A 21,709-nucleotide genomic window follows, 5' to 3' on the forward strand; every position below is an offset into this window, starting at 1 on the left:
ACCGTGTACTCATGGCACGGATGGGGGGACGGAACCTGGCGATCAGCTGGATCGCCGGCATCCTCTGCGCCGGCGTGATCGCCGGCCTGGTCTGGTTCGCGATCCCGATCATGCCTGCGATGGCATCGTTCGTCGGAGACGGCCTGCGCGCCCTCCTTCCCTGAGGTGCCCGACACCGTCGCCGGCCCGGTCAGCGGGGTCGACGACACGTCGGCACGCCTCCGGCCGGGTGCCGCCGCCCGGCGGTACCCTCGCACTGCACACTTCCGACGAGAGGCGCACCCCCATGAGTGACCCCGAGGTTCCCCAGCCCGAGAGGCCGAAGGACGTCGATGACGTCGTCGACAGTGCGAACGCCGGCCTCGACGCCGCGGCGGCGGCTGCCGCGGGCACGGACGCTCCGGTCTCCGACGCCGATGTGACGGATGCGGACTCCGCAGACGCCGAAGCTCCCGCCGCCGACGCCGAGGCAGCGGCGAGCACCGCCCCGGCCGCTGCCGACGTCGACCCCGACCTGGCCGCCTTCGAGGAGGCCGAGAAGGCGCACCCCGGCACGTTCTCGACCCCCGAGCTCAACGCCATGGCGGATGCCGACGACGAGCCGACGTCCGTCATCGACGCGCCCGCGGCCCACGAGGAGTCGGCGATGGCCGGCGCCGCCTACGCGGCGACCGCCGACGCTGACGCCGAGACCCGCATCGTGCCGTCCGAGCCGGTGCCGTCAGGGCCCATCGTCGCCCCGGTGCAGCAGCCGATCTTCGTCCAGGCCCCCGAGCCGCCGCGTGAGCGCGGCAACCGCGGCACGGCCGGCGGCATCGGACTTCTGGCGACCCTCGCCTTCGCGGTCCTGTTCCTCGGCGCGATCCTCGGACTCGGAGCGCTCGCGGGTGAGGTCACCGGCGAGAACATCGCCGAGGCCGCCCTCGCGCCGCTGACGACCTGGGGCTTCTGGACGCCCGTCGTCGTCTTCTTCCTCGGCTTCTGGCTGCTCGGCGCGTTCATCAACCGCGGGCGCTGGGGACTCTGGGTCGTCTTCGGCATCATCGTCGGCGTCATCGCCTTCGGCGGCTACATCCTCGGTCAGCTGTTCGAGGCGCCGTTCTGGCTGCTCACCGCCTCCGAGGGGGCCGAGCTCGTCGGCTCGGTGCTGCTGCACCCGCTGGCCATCGCGGCCTTCGTCTTCGGCCGTGAGCTGACCATCTGGTTCGGCGCCTGGGTCTCCCGCAGCGGCGCCCGCAAGACCGAGCTGAACGCCGAGGCGCAGCGTGAGTACGAGCGCACCCTCGAGGCCGGCCCGACGCTGTCGAGGTAGTCACGGACACCACCACGCCGAACCCCCGCGGGCCCGAGCCCGCGGGGGTTCCGGCTGTCCTGGCGCTGGTGCTCGCCACGGTCTCCTTCTTCGCGCTCGCGATCTTCGGGCTCGGCGCCCTCAGCGTCGCGACCGGCACCGACATCATCTCGGTGCCCGGTCTCGGCCAGGTCCCCGGCGCGGCCGGGATGCTCGCTGCTCTCGCGGGCTTCGCCCTCATGCTCTGGTCCTCCGTGCGCCGCCCGCATCCGTCGTTCCTGGCCGTGCCGGCGGCGGCGCTGGTGACGGCCCTCGCCCATCTGGTGGCGGTGTGGAGCGGCGTGCTCTTCGGCACCGGCGACGTCATCGTCTCCACGGTCGTCGCCGGAGACCTGGTGCGCGGGGGAGCGAGCGCGGTGCTGCTGCTGGTCGCCGCCGTCGCCGCGTGGGGCGGCATCGCTCTGCGGCGGACCAGGGCGCAGCATCCGCGCTGGCCGTGGGAGCGCGAAGAGGAGGAGTGACGCCTTCCCGTCGTGTCACGCGGGAAATCGGTGTCGACACGCCCGGCGCGCCGTACGCTGGAGGGGTGGAGCGCTCACTGGAGACGCAGGTCGCCCAGGCCGTCGAGGCCTGGCTGCGCTGGGTGCCGCGCTGGGAGCCGGCCACCCACCGCGGTCGCGTCGCGCCCTGCCGCCGCTGCCTGGGCTCGCCCATCCTCTCCGCCGCGGGCATCGGGTCGAACACGCCGCACGGCGTGCAGCACGGGCTGTCCACCCGGATCAAGACGATCGTCGACCACGCCGTCGCCGAGTACACCGCCAGGAACCTGCCGATGCTGCAGCGGGAGCTCGACCAGCAGGCCGCCCGCAACCGGGCCCGCAGCTACCGTCCCGCCGAGGATCTCGACCCGGAGTTCGACGGGATGCCGCTCGATCCCGAGCCGGTGCCCGGCGCGCCGTTCCTGTTCACGATCGCGGGCCTCGCGGACGATGCCGCGGCCGAGCTGCCGCCGCTGCCCCCGCTCAGCGATGACGCGAAGGCGGCGCTGCGGCAGGAGGTCGCGCTCGCCGACGAGTACGCGAACATGGTGGGCAGGGAGATCTGCGGCATCCTGCTGCGTCACCGCCTCTACATCCAGGCCGCGATCTCGCAGCACGTCGAGCCGCAGATCGAGGCGATGCTGGCGGAGCTGACCCAGTCGCTGGACTCGCCGTTCGACCCCGATCTGCCGTGACGGCGGCGGTTCCGGGCTCATTTGACCGCCACGTTACGCGGCATTACACTTGACCAGGTGTGTGCACGTCTTGACGTGCGCACTGGGCGTCGGCACCTTGCCGGTCCGCCCCCACGGCATACCCACCACCACAAAGCACGCCGGTTCCGTCGTGCCGGTGGGTCATGATGTGAAATCCATCACGCTGTCACCGTGCAGCACTATGAGGAGAGAACGTGCCAACCATTCAGCAGTTGGTTCGCAAGGGTCGCTCGCCCAAGGTCTCGAAGACCAAGGCGCCCGCCCTGAAGTCGAACCCGCAGCAGGCCGGGGTCTGCACCCGCGTCTACACCACCACCCCGAAGAAGCCGAACTCGGCGATGCGCAAGGTCGCCCGTGTGAAGCTCCGCAACGGCACCGAGGTCACCGCCTACATCCCCGGTGAGGGCCACAACCTGCAGGAGCACTCGCTGGTGCTCGTGCGCGGTGGTCGTGTCAAGGACCTCCCCGGTGTCCGCTACAAGATCGTCCGTGGCGCCCTGGACACCCAGGCCGTCAAGAACCGTAAGCAGGCTCGCAGCCGCTACGGCGCGAAGAAGGGCTGAGTCCAATGCCTCGTAAGGGTCCCGCCCCCAAGCGTCCCGTCGTCAACGACCCGGTCTACGGCGCTCCGATCGTCAGCCAGCTGGTCAACAAGATCCTGGTCGACGGCAAGAAGTCGCTGGCCGAGTCGATCGTCTACAACGCCCTCAAGGGCGTCGAGGCGAAGAACGGCCAGGATGCCGTCGCCACGCTGAAGAAGGCGCTCGACAACGTCCGTCCGACCCTCGAGGTCAAGAGCCGCCGCGTCGGTGGCTCGACCTACCAGGTTCCGGTCGAGGTCAAGCCGCACCGCGCGAACACCCTCGCGCTGCGCTGGCTCGTGAGCTACGCCAAGGGTCGTCGTGAGAAGACGATGACCGAGCGTCTGCAGAACGAGATCCTGGACGCGTCGAACGGCCTCGGTGCCGCGGTCAAGCGCCGCGAGGACACCCACAAGATGGCCGAGTCGAACCGCGCGTTCGCCCACTACCGCTGGTGACAGCTTCGCCCGCCCCCGGCCGATCGCCGGGGGCGGGCACCCCCCTCTTCGCAGTACGACTGCCAGAAAGATAAGGACACTCCTGTGGCACAAGACGTGCTCACCGACCTGAGCAAGGTTCGGAACATCGGCATCATGGCTCACATCGATGCTGGCAAGACCACCACCACCGAGCGCATCCTGTTCTACACGGGCGTCAACCACAAGCTCGGCGAGACGCACGACGGCGCCTCGACCACCGACTGGATGGAGCAGGAGAAGGAGCGCGGCATCACGATCACGTCTGCCGCCGTGACCTGCTTCTGGAACAAGAACCAGATCAACATCATCGACACCCCCGGTCACGTGGACTTCACGGTCGAGGTGGAGCGCTCGCTCCGCGTCCTCGACGGCGCTGTCGCCGTGTTCGACGGCAAGGAGGGCGTCGAGCCCCAGTCCGAGACCGTGTGGCGTCAGGCCGACAAGTACAACGTCCCCCGCATCTGCTTCGTCAACAAGATGGACAAGCTCGGCGCGGACTTCTACTTCACCGTCGACACGATCATCAGCCGTCTGGGCGCCAAGCCGCTCGTCATCCAGCTGCCGATCGGCGCGGAGAACGACTTCGTGGGCGTCATCGACCTCGTCGAGATGCGCGCGCTGGTCTGGCCCGGCGACGCCAAGGGTGACGTGACCATGGGCGCGTCGTACGAGATCCAGGAGATCCCGGCCGACCTCAAGGACAAGGCGGACGAGTACCGTCAGCACCTCCTGGAGACCGTCGCCGAGACCGACGACGTGCTGCTCGAGAAGTTCTTCGGCGGCGAGGAGCTCACCGTCGCCGAGATCAAGGGCGCCATCCGCAAGATGGTCGTCGCCTCGGAGATCTACCCCGTGCTCTGCGGCTCCGCGTTCAAGAACCGCGGCGTGCAGCCGATGCTGGACGCCGTCGTCGACTACCTCCCCTCCCCGCTGGACGTGCCCGCCATCGAGGCGCACGACCCGAAGGACGAGGAGAAGATCATCGAGCGTCACCCCGACGCGAAGGACCCGTTCGCGGCCCTGGCCTTCAAGGTCGCCGTGCACCCGTTCTTCGGTCGTCTGACCTACGTGCGCGTCTACTCGGGCGAGCTCGAGTCGGGCGCTCAGGTCATCAACTCGACCAAGGGCAAGAAGGAGCGCATCGGGAAGATCTTCCAGATGCACGCCAACAAGGAGAACCCGGTCGACAAGCTGACCGCCGGCAACATCTACGCCGTCATCGGCCTGAAGGACACCACCACCGGTGACACCCTCGCCGACATCGCGCAGCCGGTCGTCCTCGAGTCGATGACGTTCCCGGAGCCGGTGATCGAGGTCGCCATCGAGCCGAAGACCAAGGCCGACCAGGAGAAGCTGGGTCTCGCGATCCAGAAGCTCGCCGAGGAGGACCCGACCTTCCGCACGGAGCTCAACCCGGAGACCGGTCAGACGACCATCAAGGGCATGGGCGAGCTGCACCTCGACATCCTCGTGGACCGCATGAAGCGCGAGTTCCGCGTCGAGGCGAACGTCGGAAAGCCCCAGGTCGCGTACCGCGAGACGATCCGCAAGGCCGTCCAGAAGCACGACTACACGCACAAGAAGCAGACCGGTGGTTCGGGTCAGTTCGCGAAGATCCAGTTCGACATCGAGCCGCTCGAGCTCGACGCCGACAAGACCTACGAGTTCGTGAACGCCGTGACCGGTGGTCGCGTGCCGCGCGAGTACATCCCGTCTGTGGATGCCGGCTTCCAGGACGCGATGAACGTCGGCGTCCTCGCGGGCTACCCGATGGTCGGCGTCAAGGCGACCCTCGTCGACGGTGCCGCGCACGATGTCGACTCCTCGGAGATGGCGTTCAAGATCGCGGGCTCCATGGGCTTCAAGGAGGCCGCTCGCCGCGCCAACCCCGTGCTGCTCGAGCCGCTGATGGCCGTCGAGGTCCGTACTCCCGAGGAGTACATGGGCGACGTCATCGGCGACCTGAACTCGCGTCGTGGCCAGATCCAGTCCATGGAGGACGCCGCCGGCGTCAAGGTCGTCCGCGCTCAGGTGCCGCTGTCCGAGATGTTCGGCTACATCGGCGACCTGCGCTCGAAGACCTCGGGTCGCGCTGTGTACTCGATGGAGTTCCACAGCTACGCCGAGGTCCCGCGCGCCGTGGCCGACGAGATCGTCCAGAAGGCCAAGGGCGAGTAACACTTCTGGGAGCCGGGCCCCCGGGTCCGGCTCCCAGGTCACCTACAACTTCACATTCCCTCTCTACTAAACTGAGAACCTAACCCGTAGAGAACCGGTCGCAATCCAGTGCCCGGCACCTCTACAACGACGTCCTGAGGAGGACCCAGTGGCTAAGGCCAAGTTCGAGCGGACCAAGCCGCACGTCAACATCGGAACGATCGGTCACGTCGACCACGGCAAGACCACGCTCTCCGCAGCGATCTCGAAGGTGCTTGCTGACAAGTACCCGTCCGACACCAACGTGCAGCGCGACTTCGCCTCCATCGACTCGGCGCCGGAAGAGCGTCAGCGTGGTATCACCATCAACATCTCGCACATCGAGTACGAGACCCCGAAGCGCCACTACGCGCACGTCGACGCTCCCGGCCACGCCGACTACGTCAAGAACATGATCACCGGTGCCGCGCAGATGGACGGCGCGATCCTCGTGGTCGCCGCCACCGACGGCCCGATGGCTCAGACCCGTGAGCACGTGCTGCTCGCCAAGCAGGTCGGCGTTCCGTACCTGCTCGTCGCGCTGAACAAGTCCGACGCGGTCGACGACGAGGAGATCCTGGAGCTCGTCGAGCTCGAGGTCCGCGAGCTGCTCTCCAGCCAGGGCTTCGACGGCGACAACGCGCCGGTCGTGCGCGTCTCCGCTCTGAAGGCGCTCGAGGGCGACGAGAAGTGGACCGAGGCCATCCTCGAGCTCATGCAGGCCGTCGACGACAGCGTTCCGGACCCGGAGCGTGACCGCGACAAGCCGTTCCTCATGCCCGTCGAGGACGTCTTCACCATCACCGGTCGTGGCACCGTCGTCACCGGCCGCGCCGAGCGTGGCACGCTGGCCATCAACTCCGAGGTCGAGATCGTGGGTCTGCGCCCGACGCAGAAGACGACCGTCACCGGTATCGAGATGTTCCACAAGCAGCTCGACGAGGCATGGGCCGGCGAGAACTGTGGTCTGCTCCTCCGCGGCACCAAGCGCGAGGACGTGGAGCGCGGTCAGGTCATCGTCAAGCCGGGTTCGGTCACGCCGCACACCGACTTCGAGGGCACCGCGTACATCCTCTCCAAGGACGAGGGTGGCCGTCACAACCCGTTCTACACGAACTACCGCCCGCAGTTCTACTTCCGCACCACCGACGTCACCGGCGTCATCTCGCTGCCCGAGGGCACCGAGATGGTCATGCCCGGCGACACCACCGACATGACGGTCGAGCTGATCCAGCCGATCGCCATGGAGGAGGGCCTCGGCTTCGCCATCCGTGAGGGTGGACGCACCGTCGGCGCCGGTACGGTCACGAAGATCATCAAGTAAGCATCTGCTTCCTCGCAGAGGGGTCGGACCTTCGGGTCCGGCCCCTCTGTCGTCCAGGCGCGGGTCGCGGGGGTTCCGTTTGCCGCGACCGCCATGCAGAATGAGGGAGGTCGGCCTGATCGGCCGGCAGCACACACCTCAGAAGGGGAGAGAACGCATGGGCATTGAGGACCTCGTCAACAAGGGCAAGGACGTCTTCGAGCAGAACAAGGACAAGATCGAAGAGGCCGTCAAGAGCGAGCAGGCCGAGGAGATCAGCGACAAGGTGCTCGACGGCGTGGCCGACTTCGCGAAGAAGATCGCACCCGGCGCCGCGGACAAGATCGACGAGATCCGCGAGGGCGCGGACGGAGCTGTCGGCAACGAGTAAGACCCGCGCCACGGATTGAGAGCGGCGGTCCTCCCTGACGGGAGGGCCGCCGCTACTCTGCGTGCGGCCACCGCGGAGCGCCGCACCGGAATATCACAGCGCGGGGTCCGGAGTGAGTAGACTGCACACGACTGCTGGGGCTTTGCAGTCAGGATGCCGAAGGGGTTCGGCGTCCGGGTTCGTGCGATCCGCTCGCGCGACGATTCTGGGGAGAACGATGTCGGGGTTCATCGTGCGGCGCACGCACCGAGTGCACCATCGTTCCTCCGCGGCCGCGCGGAACGCCACTGCACCGCGCCTTCGATCGAGGATTCCGCTGCCCTCCACGGCGGGATCCTGGCGTTCGGCGTGCCCCCTCGCGCCGTTCGCCGCCCCGGAGCGGGACGAGGCATGGGGATGCCTCGTCCCGCTCGCCCTCCGTCCGGCCTGACCCGACGGCGCGTCTGGTCCCCGACCGCGCCGAGGCCGTGACGGAGGGTTCACAGCGGATGCTCGGCGAGCGCGACACGCCCGGGTTTGCACAAGTGAAATCGGCCATGGCAGAATAGACAGGTTCGACATTTCGGCGTGCTGTGCGTGCGCCGGATCACCACCAGGGCAGTGCATAGGCGGCGCAGGAGCGCAGGGACCTAGGCCGCGGGTGGCAGGACAACCCCGACACCTTCATCATGAGGGCTCCGCCGTGCGCGGCGGAGGTCGGCAATCCGGACGCCGCAGGGCGTGCGGGCTGACAGCAGAACAGTGGTGCAGCAGATCGACTCGCGAGAGCCGTTCGAGTGCCGAGGCGCGAACAGCGCCGACGTGCGTCCAATGCCCCAGGGTCACCCGGCCCCGGACGGTAAGACGCTTAAAGAGAGAGAGCAGACAATGGCGGGACAGAAGATCCGCATTCGCCTGAAGTCGTATGACCACGAGGTCATCGACACGTCCGCACGCAAGATCGTCGACACCGTGACCCGTGCGGGCGCGACCGTCGTCGGTCCCGTGCCCCTTCCGACCGAGAAGAACGTCGTGTGCGTCATCCGGTCGCCGCACAAGTACAAGGACAGCCGCGAGCACTTCGAGATGCGCACCCACAAGCGTCTGATCGACATCGTCGACCCGACGCCCAAGGCTGTCGACTCGCTGATGCGTCTCGACCTGCCGGCCGATGTCAACATCGAGATCAAGCTCTGAGGTTCGACATGGCTGACATCAACGCAAAGATTTCCAAGGGCATGCTCGGCACCAAGCTCGGCATGACCCAGGTCTGGAACGAGAACGGCAAGCTCGTTCCCGTCACCGTCATCGAGCTCGCGCCGAACGTGGTCACCCAGATCCGTACCCCCGAGAAGGACGGCTACAACGCCGTGCAGATCGCGTACGGCCAGATCGACCCGCGCAAGGTGAACAAGCCGCTGACCGCTCACTTCGAGGCTGCCGGTGTCACGCCGCGCCGCCACGTGACCGAGATCCGCACGGCTGACGCCGGCGAGTACTCGCTCGGTCAGGAGCTCACGGTCGACGGCACCTTCGAGGCCGGCCAGCTCGTCGACGTCGTCGGCACCAGCAAGGGCAAGGGCACCGCCGGTGTCATGAAGCGCCACAACTTCAAGGGCGTCTCGGCTTCGCACGGTGCGCACCGCAACCACCGCAAGCCCGGCTCCATCGGCGCATCGTCGACCCCGAGCCGCGTCTTCAAGGGCATGCGCATGGCCGGCCGTATGGGTGGCGAGCGCGTGACCGTCCTCAACCTCACGGTGCACGCCATCGACACCGAGAAGGGTCTGCTGCTCGTCAAGGGCGCCGTCCCCGGTGCTCGCGGCCGCATCGTCTACGTCCGCAACGCAGTGAAGGGTGCCTGATCATGGCTGACTCGACTCTCGCGCTCGACGTCCTCAAGGCAGACGGCAAGAAGGCTGGCTCGATCGAGCTCCCCGCCGCGCTGTTCGACGTCAAGACGAACATCCCGCTCATCCACCAGGTCGTCGTCGCGCAGCTCGCCGCCGCCCGCCAGGGCACCCACTCGACCAAGCGTCGCGGTGAGGTCTCCGGTGCAGGCCGCAAGCCCTTCAAGCAGAAGGGCACGGGTAACGCCCGTCAGGGCTCGATCCGCGCGCCGCACATGACCGGTGGTGGCATCGTGCACGGCCCGAAGCCGCGCGACTACTCGCAGCGCACCCCCAAGAAGATGATCGCGGCCGCCCTCCTGGGCGCGCTGAGCGACCGCTTCCGCGGTGAGCGCCTGCACGCGATCGACACCTTCGGCACCGAGGGCGCGCCCTCGACCAAGGCCGCCGCGAGCTTCCTCGCGTCCGTCGCCTCGTCGAAGAACGTCCTCGTGGTCATCGAGCGCGGCGACGAGCTCGCGCTCAAGAGCATCCGCAACCTCAGCAACGTCCACGTGCTGTCGTTCGACCAGCTCAACGCCTACGACGTGCTCGTCTCCGACGACATCGTCTTCACCCAGGCCGCACTCGAGGGCTTCATCGCCTCGAAGTCCGCCGCTGACCAGGAGGTCTCCGCATGAGCGAGCAGGCATCTGTTCTCCAGACGGCCCTGAACAAGGACCCGCGCGACGTCATCCTGAAGCCGGTCGTGTCCGAGAAGAGCTACGGGCTCATCGACGAGGGGAAGTACACCTTCCTCGTCGACCCGCGCGCTTCGAAGACCGAGATCAAGCTCGCCATCGAGAAGATCTTCGGCGTCAAGGTCGCTGCGGTCAACACGATCAACCGCGTCGGCAAGGCTCGTCGCACCCGCTTCGGCACCGGCAAGCGCAAGGACACCAAGCGCGCCATCGTGACCCTGAAGTCGGGCACCATCGACATCTTCACGGCAGTCGGCTGACCCGGGGGATAAGGACTAGATAATGGCTATTCGCAAGTACAAGCCCACGACCCCGGGCCGCCGCGGCTCGTCGGTGGCTGACTTCGCCGAGATCACCCGATCGACGCCGGAGAAGTCGCTGCTGCGCCCGCTCGCCAAGACCGGTGGTCGCAACAACCAGGGCCGCATCACGACCCGTCACATCGGTGGTGGCCACAAGCGCCAGTACCGCGTCATCGACTTCCGTCGCAATGACAAGGACGGCGTGAACGCCAAGGTCGCTCACATCGAGTACGACCCCAACCGCACCGCGCGCATCGCGCTGCTGCACTACTTCGACGGCGAGAAGCGCTACATCCTCGCGCCGGCGAAGCTGAAGCAGGGCGACATCGTCGAGTCGGGTCCCTCGGCCGACATCAAGCCGGGCAACAACCTCCCGCTGAAGAACATCCCCACGGGTACCGTCATCCACGCGATCGAGCTCCGCCCCGGCGGCGGCGCGAAGATGGCGCGTTCGGCCGGTGCATCCGTCCGTCTCGTCGCCAAGGACGGCCCCTACGCTCAGCTGCGTCTCCCCTCGGGCGAGATCCGCAACGTCGATGCGCGCTGCCGCGCGACCATCGGCGAGGTCGGCAACGCCGAGCAGTCGAACATCAACTGGGGCAAGGCCGGCCGCATGCGCTGGAAGGGCGTCCGCCCGACCGTCCGCGGTGTCGCGATGAACCCGGTGGACCACCCGCACGGTGGTGGTGAGGGCAAGACGTCCGGTGGTCGTCACCCCGTCACCCCCTGGGGCCAGGCTGAGGGTCGTACCCGTCACGCCAACAAGGAAAGCGACAAGTACATCGTGCGTCGTCGTAACGCCGGCAAGAAGCGCAAGTAGGAGTAAGAGAAGATGCCTCGCAGTCTTAAGAAGGGCCCCTTCGTCGACGAGCACCTGCTTCGCAAGGTGATCGGCCAGAACGAAGCCGGCACGAAGAACGTCATCAAGACCTGGTCGCGCCGGTCCATGATCATCCCGGCCATGCTGGGTCACACGATCGCGGTCCACGACGGTCGCAAGCACATCCCCGTGTTTGTGTCCGAGACCATGGTCGGTCACAAGCTGGGCGAGTTCGCGCCCACCCGCACCTTCCGCGGCCACGAGAAGGACGACAAGAAGGGCCGCCGCCGCTGACGCGGGGGCGATAGAGGAGAGAGAAATGGTGGAGTCCATCGCACGCGTGCGACACATCCGCGTGACCCCTCAGAAGGCTCGTCGTGTCGTCGCGCTCATCAAGGGCAAGCAGGCCCAGGAGGCTCTGGCGATCCTGAAGTTCGCACAGCAGAGCGCCAGTGAGCCGATCTACAAGCTTGTCGCGTCGGCCATGGCCAACGCGCAGGTCAAGGCGGATCGTGACGGCGAGTACCTCGACGAGCAGGACCTGTACGTGAAGAACGCGTACGTGGACGAGGGCACGACGCTCAAGCGTTTCCAGCCCCGTGCACAGGGTCGCGCTTTCCAGATCAAGAAGCGCACGAGCCACATCACGGTCGTGCTCTCGACGCCCGAGGCGGCCCCGGCCGTCGCCGGCGACAGCAACAAGAAGGCGAGCAAGTAATGGGACAGAAGGTCAACCCGTACGGCTTCCGCCTCGGCATCACCACGGACCACGTCTCGCGCTGGTTCTCTGACTCGACGAAGCCGGGTCAGCGCTACGCGGACTACGTGGCCGAGGACATCAAGATCCGTCGTCTGCTGCAGACGCAGCTCGACCGCGCCGGCGTCTCGAACATCGAGATCGAGCGCACCCGCGACCGCGTCCGCGTCGACATCCACACCGCCCGCCCGGGCATCGTGATCGGTCGTCGTGGCGCCGAGGCCGAGCGCATCCGCGGCGACCTCGAGAAGCTCACGGGCAAGCAGATCCAGCTGAACATCCTCGAGGTGAAGAACCCCGAGGCCGACGCTCAGCTCGTCGCCCAGGGCATCGCCGAGCAGCTGTCTGCTCGCGTGGCGTTCCGTCGCGCGATGCGCAAGGGTCTCCAGGGCGCGCAGCGCGCTGGCGCCAAGGGCATCCGCATCCAGGTCTCCGGCCGCCTCGGCGGCGCCGAGATGAGCCGCTCGGAGTTCTACCGCGAGGGTCGTGTGCCGCTGCACACGCTGCGCGCGAACATCGACTACGGCTTCTACGAGGCGAAGACCACCTTCGGCCGCATCGGCGTGAAGGTCTGGATCTACAAGGGCGACCTCACCAACAAGGAGCTTGCTCGCGAGCAGGCCAACGCACCGAAGTCCCGTCGTGACGACCGTGGCGACCGTCGCCGTGGCCCGCGCAACGAGGCACCCGTCGCAGAAGGAGCGTCTGCCTGATGCTTATTCCCCGTAAGGTCAAGTACCGCAAGCAGCACCACCCGAAGCGCGACGGTCAGGCCACCGGTGGCACCAAGGTGTCGTTCGGTGAGTTCGGCATCCAGGCGCTCACCCCGGCCTACGTGACGAACCGTCAGATCGAGTCCGCTCGTATCGCGATGACCCGTCACATCAAGCGTGGTGGAAAGGTGTGGATCAACATCTACCCGGACCGCCCGCTCACCAAGAAGCCGGCTGAGACCCGAATGGGTTCCGGTAAGGGCTCGCCCGAGTGGTGGGTCGCCAACGTCAAGCCGGGTCGCGTCCTCTTCGAGGTCGCAGGTGTCAACGAGCAGCTCGCTCGCGAGGCACTCACCCGAGCAATCCACAAGCTGCCGCTCAAGGCACGCATCATCAAGCGCGAGGAGGGCGACGCGTAATGGCGATCGGCACCAAGGAGCTCGCTCCGGCAGAGCTCGACACGTTCGAAGACCAGCGCCTCGTTGAGGAGCTGCGCAAGGCCAAGGAGGAGCTGTTCAACCTCCGTTTCCAGTCGGCCACCGGCCAGCTGGAGAGCCACGGCCGCATCCGCGCCGTCAAGCGCGACATCGCGCGCCTGTACACCGTGATCCGCGAGCGCGAGCTGGGCATCCGTGCGACGCCCGCTCCGGTCGAGGCTCCGGCCAAGAAGGCGACCAAGTCGAAGGCGAAGAAGGCGGATGCCGCTGACGACGCCGTGAAGGAAGAGGCTGAGTGATGGCCACCAAGAAGGAAGCCGCCGTCGAGGCAGAGCACGCCGCACACGACGTCCGCGACGCGGACGCCCGTGGCTACCGCAAGGCTCGTCGTGGCTACGTCGTCAGCGACAAGATGGACAAGACCATCGTGGTCGAGGTCGAGGACCGCGTGAAGCACCCGCTTTACGGCAAGGTCATCCGCCGCACCTCGAAGGTCAAGGCGCACGATGAGGCGAACTCCGCCGGCATCGGCGACCTGGTCCTCATCAACGAGACCCGCCCGCTGAGCGCCACCAAGCGCTGGCGTCTGGTGGAGATTCTGGAGAAGGCCAAGTGATTCAGCAGGAGTCCCGACTCAAGGTCGCCGACAACACCGGCGCCAAGGAGCTGCTCACCATCCGCGTCCTCGGCGGCTCGCGCCGCCGCTACGCGGGCCTGGGCGACACCATCGTCGCGACCGTCAAGGACGCGATCCCCGGTGGCAACGTCAAGAAGGGCGACGTCGTCAAGGCGGTCATCGTCCGCACCGTGAAGCAGACCCGTCGTCCCGACGGCTCTTACATCAAGTTCGACGAGAACGCCGCCGTGATCCTGAAGAACGACGGGGAGCCCCGCGGCACCCGCATCTTCGGCCCGGTCGGTCGTGAGCTTCGTGACAAGAAGTTCATGAAGATCGTCTCGCTGGCACCGGAGGTCATCTGATCATGGCGAAGATCAAGAAGGGCGACCTGGTTCAGGTCATCACCGGACGGACTCAGGCCAAGGGCGGCGACCGCGGCAAGCAGGGCAAGGTCCTCGAGATCCTTGTCGAGCAGAACCGCGTCGTCGTCGAGGGCGTGAACTACGTCACCAAGCACAGCCGCGTCGGCCAGACGCAGCGTGGCACCAAGACGGGTGGCCTCGAGACCGTCGAGGCTCCCATCCACATCTCGAACGTCGCAGTCGTCGACCCCTCGACCAAGAAGCCGACCAAGGTCGGCCACCGGGTCGAGGAGCAGACCAAGGACGGCGTCAAGCGCACCGTCCGCGTGCGTTACGCGAAGAAGAGCGGTAAGGACCTCTGATGGCAACGACCGACGCTGCGGTGGCTGGCAAGATCCAGCCCCGCCTGAAGGCGAAGTACAACGCCGAGATCAAGAAGGCTCTGCAGGAGGAGTTCGGTTACACGAACGTCATGCAGATCCCCGGCCTGGTCAAGGTCGTCGTCAACACCGGTGTCGGCGAGGCGGCTCGTGACAGCAAGGTGATCGATGGTGCGGTCGACGACCTCACCAAGATCACCGGTCAGAAGCCGATCGTCACCAAGGCTCGCAAGTCGATCGCGCAGTTCAAGCTGCGCGAGGGCCAGCCCATCGGCGCACACGTCACCCTGCGTGGCGACCGCGCCTGGGAGTTCCTGGACCGCCTGGTCTCGCTCGCCCTGCCCCGTATCCGCGACTTCCGCGGCCTCTCGGCCAAGCAGTTCGACGGCAACGGCAACTACACCTTCGGTCTCCAGGAGCAGAGCGTGTTCCACGAGATCGACCAGGACAAGATCGACCGGGTTCGCGGTTTCGACATCACCGTCGTCACCACCGCGAAGACGGATGACGAGGGCCGGGCTCTGCTCCGCGCACTCGGCTTCCCGTTCCGCTCGGACGACGCCCAGGCGTAAGCCTCGACATGTGAGAGCCGGATGCTGCGTTCGTGCGCAGCATCCGGCTCCCGTCATGCCGTACAATCGAAGATTGCGTGTCATCGCAGGCCGTCTGTCGTGTAACGGCAGCCGGAACCTCATGAACAAAGGAAAACAACAATGACAATGACAGACCCGGTCGCAGATCTGCTGACCCGTCTGCGCAACGCGAACTCGGCGCACCACGACTCCGTGACCCTGCCGTCGAGCAAGCTGAAGACGCACATCGCCGAGATCCTCCAGCAGGAGGGCTACATCGCGGGCTGGGAGACCTCTGACGCTCGCGTCGGCAAGAACCTGACCCTCACGCTGAAGTACGGCCCGAACCGCGAGCGGTCGATCGCCGGCATCAAGCGCGTCTCGAAGCCCGGTCTCCGCGTGTACGCGAAGTCGACGGAGCTCCCCAAGGTCCTCGGCGGCCTCGGCGTGGCCATCCTGTCCACCTCCTCCGGTCTTCTCACCGACCGTCAGGCTGAGCAGAAGGGCGTGGGCGGAGAAGTTCTCGCCTACGTGTGGTAATCGAACATGTCGCGTATCGGACGACTTCCCATCGACGTTCCCGCGGGCGTGACCGTTTCGGTCGACGGCCGCGAGGTCGCGGTGAAGGGCCCGAAGGGTGAGCTCACCCTGACGGTCGCCAGCCCCATCGAGGTCGCGGTCGAGGAGAACCAGGTTCTCGTCACCCGTCCCGACGACGAGCGTGCGTCGCGGTCGCTCCACGGCCTGACCCGCACCCTCATCAACAACAACATCATCGGCGTGACCCAGGGCTACTCCAAGGGTCTCGAGGTCGTCGGCACCGGTTACCGCGTGGCGCAGAAGGGCAGCTCGGTCGAGTTCGCCCTCGGCTTCTCGCACCCGGTCCTGGTCGACCCGCCCGCCGGCATCACCTTCACGGTCGAGGGCACCAACAAGCTCACCGTGAGCGGTATCTCCAAGCAGGCCGTCGGCGAGGCGGCTGCGAACATCCGCAAGATCCGCAAGCCCGAGCCGTACAAGGGCAAGGGTGTGCGCTACGCCGGCGAGGTCGTGCGTCGCAAGGCCGGAAAGAGTGGTAAGTAACCATGGCTCTCAAGTCAAAGTCTGACGCCCGCGCGCGTCGTCACGCCCGCCTTCGCAAGAAGGTCGTCGGCACCGAGGCGCGTCCGCGCCTCGTCGTCAACCGTTCCGCTCGCCACGTCTTCGTGCAGCTCGTCGACGACAGCAAGGGTCACACCGTGGCCTCCGCTTCGACGCTCGAGACCGACCTGCGCGCTCTCGAGGGCGACAAGACCGCCAAGGCCCGCAAGGTCGGCGAGCTCCTCGCCGAGCGCGCGAAGGCCGCCGGCGTTTCCGAGGCCGTGTTCGACCGTGGCGGCAACCGCTACGCCGGTCGCGTCGCCGCCATCGCCGAAGGCGCCCGTGAAGGGGGGCTGGCACTGTGAGTGACATCAAGGAGAACGAAGTGACCGAGACGGCTGCTGCCTCGACCGAGGCATCCGAGCCCGCTCGCGACCAGCGTGAGGGCCGCCGCGGCGGTCGCGACCGCAACCAGGGCGGCCGCGACCGCAACTCGCGCGACCGCGGGGACAACCAGTTCCTGGAGCGCGTCGTCACCATCAACCGCGTCTCGAAGGTCGTGAAGGGCGGTCGTCGCTTCAGCTTCACCGCTCTCGTGGTCGTCGGCGACGGCAACGGCCTGGTGGGCGTCGGCTACGGCAAGGCCCGTGAGGTCCCGCTCGCCATCTCGAAGGGTGTCGAAGAGGCCAAGCGCAACTTCTTCCGCGTTCCGCGCGTCGGCAGCACCATCCCGCACCCCGTGCAGGGTGAGGCCGCCGCCGGCGTCGTGCTGCTCCGTCCGGCCGCTGCCGGTACCGGTGTCATCGCGGGTGGTCCGGTTCGCGCCGTGCTCGAGTGCGCCGGCATCCACGACGTCCTGTCGAAGTCGCTCGGCTCGTCGAACACGATCAACATCGTGCACGCGACGGTGGAGGCCCTGAAGCAGCTCGAGGAGCCCCGTGCGGTCGCCGCGCGCCGTGGTCTCGAGTTCGACCAGGTCGCCCCCGCGCGTCTTGTCCGCGCCGAGGCCGAGGCTCTCGCCGCACAGAAGGTAGGTGCCTGATGGCCGCCCGGCTCAAGGTCACGCAGATCAAGTCCAAGGTGAGCGAGAAGCAGAACCAGCGCGAGACGCTGCGCAGCCTCGGTCTGAAGCGGATCGGTGACAGCACCGTCCGTCCCGACGACGCGCAGACGCGCGGCTACGTCAAGACCGTCGCCCACCTCGTGAAGGTTGAGGAGATCGACTAATGGCTGAGAAGAACGAAGCCGTCGAGGCCGAGAAGGCCCCGAAGAAGGCAGCTGCTCCCAAGGCCGCAGCCGAGAAGAAGCCCGCCGCCAAGAAGGCTCCGGCGAAGGCCGCTGCCGACAAGGCGGAGGCCAAGCCCACTGCCAAGAAGGCCGCCCCGAAGAAGGATGCTCCGGCATCCCGTCCCGGCGTGCTGAAGGTCCACCACCTGCGTCCGGTCCCCGGATCCAACACCGCCAAGACCCGTGTCGGCCGTGGTGAGGGCTCCAAGGGCAAGACCGCGGGTCGCGGCACCAAGGGCACCAAGGCGCGCAACACCGTTCGCGTCGGCTTCGAGGGTGGGCAGATGCCGCTGCACATGCGCACCCCGAAGCTGCGCGGGTTCAAGAACCCGTTCCGCGTCGAGTACCAGGTCGTGAACCTGGAGAAGCTCGCGGAGCTGTACCCGAAGGGTGGCGACGTCACCGTCAGCGACCTGGTCGCCAAGGGCGCCGTTCGCAAGAACGAGAAGGTCAAGGTTCTCGGAAACGGCGACATCGCCGTCAAGCTCACCGTGTCGGTCGACAAGGTCTCGGGTTCCGCCGAGCAGAAGATCGTCGCAGCGGGCGGTTCCGTCAAGTAACCACCGCACAGAGGGGGCCGGAGTTTCTCCGGCCCCCTTTGTGGTTGCGTCCCCCGCTCCGGAGGTCGGCTAGTCTTACCGGGTCCAGGGTTTGAGTTACCCTGGTCTTTCAGCCGTTCCTCAGGACCGGCAACCTTTTCAGGAGGAACGTCTTTGTTTAGCGCCATCGCGCGGATCTTCCGCACGCCAGACCTGCGTCGGAAGATCGGTTTCACCCTGGCCATCGTCGCCATCTACCGGCTCGGCTCCAACATCCCCGCTCCGTTCGTGCACTTCCCGAACGTCGAGGCGTGTCTGGCGGAGAACGCCGGCACCGAGGGACTGCTCGGCCTGGTCAACCTCTTCTCCGGCGGTGCGCTGCTGCAGCTGTCGATCTTCGCCCTCGGCGTCATGCCGTACATCACCGCGACGATCATCACCCAGCTCCTCCGCGTGGTCATCCCGCACTTCGAGGCGCTGCACAAGGAGGGTCAGGCCGGCCAGGCCAAGCTGACCCAGTACACGCGCTACCTCACCATCGCGCTCGCGCTGCTGCAGTCGACGACTCTCGTCACGGTGGCGCGCAGCGGACAGCTCTTCGGCACCACCGAGGTCGCCGCCTGCCAGAACCTCCTCACCAACGACGTGTGGTGGGCGCAGCTGCTCATCATCATGGCGATGACCGCCGGCACCGGCCTCATCATGTGGTTCGCCGAGCTCGTGACCGAGCGCGGCATCGGCAACGGCATGTCCCTGCTGATCTTCACCTCGATCGCCGCGACCTTCCCGGGCGCCATGTGGCTGATCTGGGAGAGCAAGGGCTTCGAGACGTTCCTGCTGGTCCTCCTCGTCGGCATCCTGGTGATGGGTCTCGTGGTCTTCGTCGAGCAGTCGCAGCGCCGCATCCCCGTGCAGTACGCGAAGCGCATGGTCGGTCGCCGCACGTACGGCGGCACGAACACCTACATCCCGATCAAGGTGAACATGGCGGGTGTGATCCCGGTCATCTTCGCCTCGTCGCTGCTGTACATCCCCGCGCTGATCGCGCAGTTCAACACTCCGCAGGACGGCTCCGAGCCGGCCGCCTGGGTGGTCTGGATCAGCACCTACTTCACCACGGGCAACCACCCGATCTACATGGTCGCGTACTTCCTGCTGATCATCGGGTTCACCTACTTCTACGTCGCCATCACGTTCAACCCCGTCGAGGTGGCCGACAACATGAAGAAGTACGGCGGGTTCATCCCCGGCATCCGCGCAGGTCGTCCGACCGCCGAGTACCTCGACTACGTGCTCACCCGCATCACGCTTCCCGGTTCCATCTATCTGGGCCTGATCGCGCTCATCCCGCTGATCGCGCTCGCGACCGTCGGCGCCAACCAGAACTTCCCGTTCGGCGGCGCCTCGATCCTCATCATCGTCGGTGTGGGTCTCGAGACGGTCAAGCAGATCGATGCGCAGCTGCAGCAGCGTCACTACGAAGGGCTTCTCCGATGACCGCATCCGCACGTCTTCTCATCGTCGGGCCGCAGGGCTCCGGCAAGGGCACGCAGGGTGTCCGCATCGCCGAGTCGTTCGGCATCCCGGTCGTGTCGACCGGTGACATCTTCCGCGCGAACATCAAGGCGGGCACCGAGCTCGGCCAGAAGGTGACCGCGATCCTGGAGGCCGGCGACCTCGTGCCCGACGAGCTCACCAGCGAGATCGTGCGCGACCGGCTGTCGCAGGAGGACGCCGCGCACGGCTTCCTGCTCGACGGCTACCCGCGCAACACCACCCAGGTGACGCACCTCGACGCATTCCTCGGCGGACGCGACGAGGCGCTCGACGCGGTCATCCTGCTTGACGTGCCCCGCGAGGAGAGCCTCACCAGGCTCAAGCTCCGCGCCACCGAGCAGGGCCGGTCGGATGACACCGACGAGGCCATCGCGCACCGCCTGGACATCTACGAGCACGAGACCGCTCCGATCCTCGAGGTGTACGGCGCCCGCGGCATCGTGGACCGCATCGACGGCGTGGGCTCGCTCGACGAGATCACTGAGCGCATCTTCGCCGCACTCGACGCCCGCGGCCTCCGCGTCGCCGTCTGAGCGGACCCGCGATGTTCCGCCGGTCGATCTACAAGACCCCGGCTCAGCTGCGCTCCATGGTCGAGCCCGGGCTGATCACGGCGGCGGCGCTGGAGGCCGTCCGCCCGCTGATCCGTCCGGGGGTGACGACGCTCGAGCTGGATGCCGAGGCGAACCGGGTGATCCTCGCCCGTGGCGCCGAGTCGAACTTCCAGCTGGTCCGTGGCTACCACCACACGATCTGCGTGTCCGTGAACGAGGAGGTCGTGCACGGCATCCCCGGAGACCGCGTCCTGCAGCCCGGGGACATCGTGTCGGTGGACTGCGGCGCCCAGTTCCAGGGATGGAACGGCGACAGCGCGATCACCGTGGTGGTGCCGGACGAGTCGCGACCGGAGCTCGTCGCGCTGCGCGAGGAGCTCTCGCGCGTGACCGAGGGCTCGATGTGGGCGGGCATCGCCGCGATGGCGTCCGCCTCCCACCTCGGCGACGTCGGCGCGGCCATCCAGGAGTACATCGAGGCGCAGGGCCCGTCGGCGGTGTCGGGGGAGACCTACGGCATCCTCCGCGAGTACGTCGGCCACGGCATCGGCCGGAAGATGCACGAGGCGCCCAGCGTCTTCAACTACCGCACCCCCGACCCGGGAGCCGAGATCAAGCCCGGACTCGTGGTCGCGATCGAGCCGATGGTGACCGCTGGCGGCGAGACGACGTTCGTCGAGGACGACGACTGGACGGTCTCGACGATCGACGGCAGCGACGGCTCGCACTGGGAGCACAGCGTCGCCGTGCACGCGGACGGCATCTGGGTGCTCACGGCCCCCGACGGGGGAGCGGAGGGCCTCGCGCCGTTCGGCGTGGTGCCCGTTCCGCTCGCGTGAGCCGGCAGCGCACGGGGTGCCCGTCACAACGGGCGCATAGGATTCTCAGGGCACAATAGACGCGGGCGCGTCCGCGCCCGCAGGCTTCAGGCCCGCCGGCACCGTGTCCGGGCCGTGACAGAACGGAAAGCAATGGCAGCCGCGAAGAGCAACACCAACTGGTTCGCGATCGGAGTCTCGGCGGCAGTGGTGGTCGTGCTCGTCGCGCTCGGCGCCGTCGTCGTGCTCCTGAACAACCAGGCCACGGCGCCCGGGGTGGCCCCCGAGAGCGCGATCGTCAACCAGGAGACGGGTGCCATCTCCTTCGGCGACGGTGAGGACGAGGTCGACACCTACGTCGACTTCATGTGCCCCATCTGCGGCGACTTCGAGAGCCAGTACGGCGAGCAGCTGCAGACCGCCGCGGCGAACGGCGACATCACGCTGAACGTGCACCCCGTCTCGATCCTCGACCGGTACTCGCAGAACACGAAGTACTCGACCCGCGCCGCCGGTGCCATGTACTGCGTCGCGGAGAAGGCCCCCGACGCCGCGCTCGACTTCTTCAACCTGCTCTTCGAGCAGCAGCCGGCCGAGAACACCCCGGGTCTCAGCGACGACGAGCTCGCCACCCTCGCCGAGCAGGCGGGTGCGGGCGCCGCGGCGGACTGCATCGCGGACGGCACCTACATGTCCTTCGTCGGCGACCAGACCGAGAAGCACGAGATCCAGGGCACCCCGACCGTCGAGGTCAACGGCAAGCGCCTGGACCTCGCGAAGGGCGAGATCTCCGAGATGGAGAAGCTGCTCGGCTGATCCGGCATCCGCGGCGGGGCGCCCGGCTTGC

General features: G+C 67.3%; 33 protein-coding genes. All 33 read left to right on the forward strand.

Features of this window, described 5'->3' with window-relative positions; all coding sequences use genetic code 11:
• The first annotated feature begins 11 nt into the window (after window positions 1–11).
• Window positions 12–164 (forward strand): hypothetical protein, encoded by a 153-nt coding sequence (locus G6G98_RS14575; protein WP_166706132.1) that lies wholly within the window; start codon window positions 12–14, stop codon window positions 162–164.
• 122 nt (window positions 165–286) lie between these two features.
• Window positions 287–1,312 carry an MFS transporter gene (locus G6G98_RS14580; RefSeq protein WP_164234396.1) on the forward strand — a complete coding sequence of 342 codons (1,026 nt, stop codon included), beginning with the start codon at window positions 287–289 and terminating at the stop codon, window positions 1,310–1,312.
• A gap of 68 nt (window positions 1,313–1,380) precedes the next feature.
• Window positions 1,381–1,812, forward strand: a complete 432-nt coding sequence (locus tag G6G98_RS14585) for a hypothetical protein (RefSeq protein WP_164234397.1) — start codon at window positions 1,381–1,383, stop codon at window positions 1,810–1,812.
• Between the two features lie 65 nt (window positions 1,813–1,877).
• On the forward strand, window positions 1,878–2,525 hold the full coding sequence (locus G6G98_RS14590; protein ID WP_067354270.1) for a spermidine/putrescine ABC transporter substrate-binding protein: 648 nt from the start codon (window positions 1,878–1,880) through the stop codon (window positions 2,523–2,525).
• 215 nt (window positions 2,526–2,740) lie between these two features.
• Window positions 2,741–3,109, forward strand: a complete 369-nt coding sequence (gene rpsL, locus G6G98_RS14595; protein ID WP_013584051.1) for a 30S ribosomal protein S12 — start codon at window positions 2,741–2,743, stop codon at window positions 3,107–3,109.
• A gap of 5 nt (window positions 3,110–3,114) precedes the next feature.
• Complete coding sequence (rpsG, locus tag G6G98_RS14600; protein ID WP_042538706.1) at window positions 3,115–3,585, forward strand: 30S ribosomal protein S7; 471 nt, start codon at window positions 3,115–3,117, stop codon at window positions 3,583–3,585.
• An 84-nt stretch (window positions 3,586–3,669) separates the two neighbouring features.
• Window positions 3,670–5,784, forward strand: a complete 2,115-nt coding sequence (gene fusA, locus G6G98_RS14605; RefSeq protein WP_067354273.1) for an elongation factor G — start codon at window positions 3,670–3,672, stop codon at window positions 5,782–5,784.
• 148 nt (window positions 5,785–5,932) lie between these two features.
• A complete protein-coding gene (gene tuf, locus G6G98_RS14610; protein ID WP_067354277.1) occupies window positions 5,933–7,126 on the forward strand; it encodes an elongation factor Tu in 1,194 nt (397 codons plus the stop codon).
• A 157-nt stretch (window positions 7,127–7,283) separates the two neighbouring features.
• Window positions 7,284–7,496 carry a hypothetical protein gene (locus G6G98_RS14615; RefSeq protein ID WP_067354280.1) on the forward strand — a complete coding sequence of 71 codons (213 nt, stop codon included), beginning with the start codon at window positions 7,284–7,286 and terminating at the stop codon, window positions 7,494–7,496.
• Window positions 7,497–8,363: 867 nt separating this feature from the next.
• Window positions 8,364–8,672: a 30S ribosomal protein S10 gene (gene rpsJ / locus G6G98_RS14620; protein WP_017201594.1), complete on the forward strand. Its 309-nt coding sequence runs from the start codon at window positions 8,364–8,366 to the stop codon at window positions 8,670–8,672.
• An 8-nt stretch (window positions 8,673–8,680) separates the two neighbouring features.
• Window positions 8,681–9,340: a 50S ribosomal protein L3 gene (gene rplC, locus G6G98_RS14625; RefSeq protein ID WP_067354284.1), complete on the forward strand. Its 660-nt coding sequence runs from the start codon at window positions 8,681–8,683 to the stop codon at window positions 9,338–9,340.
• A gap of 2 nt (window positions 9,341–9,342) precedes the next feature.
• Complete coding sequence (gene rplD, locus G6G98_RS14630; protein WP_067354287.1) at window positions 9,343–10,005, forward strand: 50S ribosomal protein L4; 663 nt, start codon at window positions 9,343–9,345, stop codon at window positions 10,003–10,005.
• Window positions 10,002–10,325, forward strand: coding sequence for a 50S ribosomal protein L23 (gene rplW / locus G6G98_RS14635; RefSeq protein WP_067354291.1), 324 nt, complete (start codon window positions 10,002–10,004; stop codon window positions 10,323–10,325). The genes rplD and rplW overlap by 4 nt, the downstream gene beginning before the upstream one ends.
• 22 nt (window positions 10,326–10,347) lie before the next feature.
• Window positions 10,348–11,187: a 50S ribosomal protein L2 gene (rplB, locus tag G6G98_RS14640; protein ID WP_067354294.1), complete on the forward strand. Its 840-nt coding sequence runs from the start codon at window positions 10,348–10,350 to the stop codon at window positions 11,185–11,187.
• A 12-nt stretch (window positions 11,188–11,199) separates the two neighbouring features.
• On the forward strand, window positions 11,200–11,481 hold the full coding sequence (gene rpsS, locus G6G98_RS14645) for a 30S ribosomal protein S19 (protein WP_045249922.1): 282 nt from the start codon (window positions 11,200–11,202) through the stop codon (window positions 11,479–11,481).
• Between the two features lie 25 nt (window positions 11,482–11,506).
• A complete protein-coding gene (gene rplV / locus G6G98_RS14650) occupies window positions 11,507–11,905 on the forward strand; it encodes a 50S ribosomal protein L22 (protein WP_067354298.1) in 399 nt (132 codons plus the stop codon).
• Entirely contained in the window at window positions 11,905–12,657 is a 753-nt protein-coding gene (gene rpsC / locus G6G98_RS14655) for a 30S ribosomal protein S3 (RefSeq protein WP_067354301.1), read from the forward strand. The genes rplV and rpsC overlap by 1 nt, the downstream gene beginning before the upstream one ends.
• Window positions 12,657–13,076: a 50S ribosomal protein L16 gene (gene rplP / locus G6G98_RS14660; RefSeq protein WP_067354305.1), complete on the forward strand. Its 420-nt coding sequence runs from the start codon at window positions 12,657–12,659 to the stop codon at window positions 13,074–13,076. The genes rpsC and rplP overlap by 1 nt, the downstream gene beginning before the upstream one ends.
• Entirely contained in the window at window positions 13,076–13,393 is a 318-nt protein-coding gene (rpmC, locus tag G6G98_RS17240) for a 50S ribosomal protein L29 (RefSeq protein ID WP_067121112.1), read from the forward strand. The genes rplP and rpmC overlap by 1 nt, the downstream gene beginning before the upstream one ends.
• Window positions 13,393–13,710 carry a 30S ribosomal protein S17 gene (gene rpsQ, locus G6G98_RS14670; protein WP_025102400.1) on the forward strand — a complete coding sequence of 106 codons (318 nt, stop codon included), beginning with the start codon at window positions 13,393–13,395 and terminating at the stop codon, window positions 13,708–13,710. The genes rpmC and rpsQ overlap by 1 nt, the downstream gene beginning before the upstream one ends.
• Window positions 13,707–14,075 (forward strand): 50S ribosomal protein L14, encoded by a 369-nt coding sequence (gene rplN, locus G6G98_RS14675; protein WP_067354309.1) that lies wholly within the window; start codon window positions 13,707–13,709, stop codon window positions 14,073–14,075. Before rpsQ ends, rplN begins: the two co-directional genes overlap by 4 nt.
• Window positions 14,076–14,077: 2 nt before the next feature.
• Window positions 14,078–14,437 carry a 50S ribosomal protein L24 gene (rplX, locus tag G6G98_RS14680; RefSeq protein WP_067354313.1) on the forward strand — a complete coding sequence of 120 codons (360 nt, stop codon included), beginning with the start codon at window positions 14,078–14,080 and terminating at the stop codon, window positions 14,435–14,437.
• A complete protein-coding gene (gene rplE / locus G6G98_RS14685; protein WP_067354316.1) occupies window positions 14,437–15,027 on the forward strand; it encodes a 50S ribosomal protein L5 in 591 nt (196 codons plus the stop codon). Before rplX ends, rplE begins: the two co-directional genes overlap by 1 nt.
• Window positions 15,028–15,168: 141 nt before the next feature.
• Window positions 15,169–15,567 carry a 30S ribosomal protein S8 gene (rpsH, locus tag G6G98_RS14690; RefSeq protein WP_067354320.1) on the forward strand — a complete coding sequence of 133 codons (399 nt, stop codon included), beginning with the start codon at window positions 15,169–15,171 and terminating at the stop codon, window positions 15,565–15,567.
• A gap of 6 nt (window positions 15,568–15,573) precedes the next feature.
• On the forward strand, window positions 15,574–16,110 hold the full coding sequence (gene rplF / locus G6G98_RS14695) for a 50S ribosomal protein L6 (protein WP_067354323.1): 537 nt from the start codon (window positions 15,574–15,576) through the stop codon (window positions 16,108–16,110).
• Between the two features lie 2 nt (window positions 16,111–16,112).
• The gene (gene rplR, locus G6G98_RS14700) at window positions 16,113–16,472 is read left to right on the forward strand and encodes a 50S ribosomal protein L18 (protein ID WP_067354326.1); all 360 of its coding nucleotides are present in this window, start codon (window positions 16,113–16,115) and stop codon (window positions 16,470–16,472) included.
• Window positions 16,469–17,149 (forward strand): 30S ribosomal protein S5, encoded by a 681-nt coding sequence (gene rpsE / locus G6G98_RS14705; RefSeq protein ID WP_084788367.1) that lies wholly within the window; start codon window positions 16,469–16,471, stop codon window positions 17,147–17,149. The genes rplR and rpsE overlap by 4 nt, the downstream gene beginning before the upstream one ends.
• Window positions 17,149–17,334, forward strand: coding sequence for a 50S ribosomal protein L30 (rpmD, locus tag G6G98_RS14710; RefSeq protein ID WP_067354331.1), 186 nt, complete (start codon window positions 17,149–17,151; stop codon window positions 17,332–17,334). The genes rpsE and rpmD overlap by 1 nt, the downstream gene beginning before the upstream one ends.
• Window positions 17,334–17,954, forward strand: coding sequence for a 50S ribosomal protein L15 (rplO, locus tag G6G98_RS14715; protein WP_084788368.1), 621 nt, complete (start codon window positions 17,334–17,336; stop codon window positions 17,952–17,954). Before rpmD ends, rplO begins: the two co-directional genes overlap by 1 nt.
• Before the next feature lie 153 nt (window positions 17,955–18,107).
• Window positions 18,108–19,430, forward strand: coding sequence for a preprotein translocase subunit SecY (gene secY, locus G6G98_RS14720; RefSeq protein ID WP_067354333.1), 1,323 nt, complete (start codon window positions 18,108–18,110; stop codon window positions 19,428–19,430).
• A complete protein-coding gene (locus G6G98_RS14725; protein WP_067354338.1) occupies window positions 19,427–20,023 on the forward strand; it encodes an adenylate kinase in 597 nt (198 codons plus the stop codon). Before secY ends, G6G98_RS14725 begins: the two co-directional genes overlap by 4 nt.
• An 11-nt stretch (window positions 20,024–20,034) precedes the next feature.
• Window positions 20,035–20,883, forward strand: a complete 849-nt coding sequence (map, locus tag G6G98_RS14730) for a type I methionyl aminopeptidase (RefSeq protein WP_067354340.1) — start codon at window positions 20,035–20,037, stop codon at window positions 20,881–20,883.
• 132 nt (window positions 20,884–21,015) lie between these two features.
• A complete protein-coding gene (locus G6G98_RS14735) occupies window positions 21,016–21,678 on the forward strand; it encodes a DsbA family protein (protein ID WP_067354343.1) in 663 nt (220 codons plus the stop codon).
• The last annotated feature ends 31 nt before the right edge of the window (window positions 21,679–21,709 follow it).

The organism is Microbacterium hydrocarbonoxydans (assembly GCF_011752045.1).
Lineage (GTDB): Bacteria > Actinomycetota > Actinomycetes > Actinomycetales > Microbacteriaceae > Microbacterium.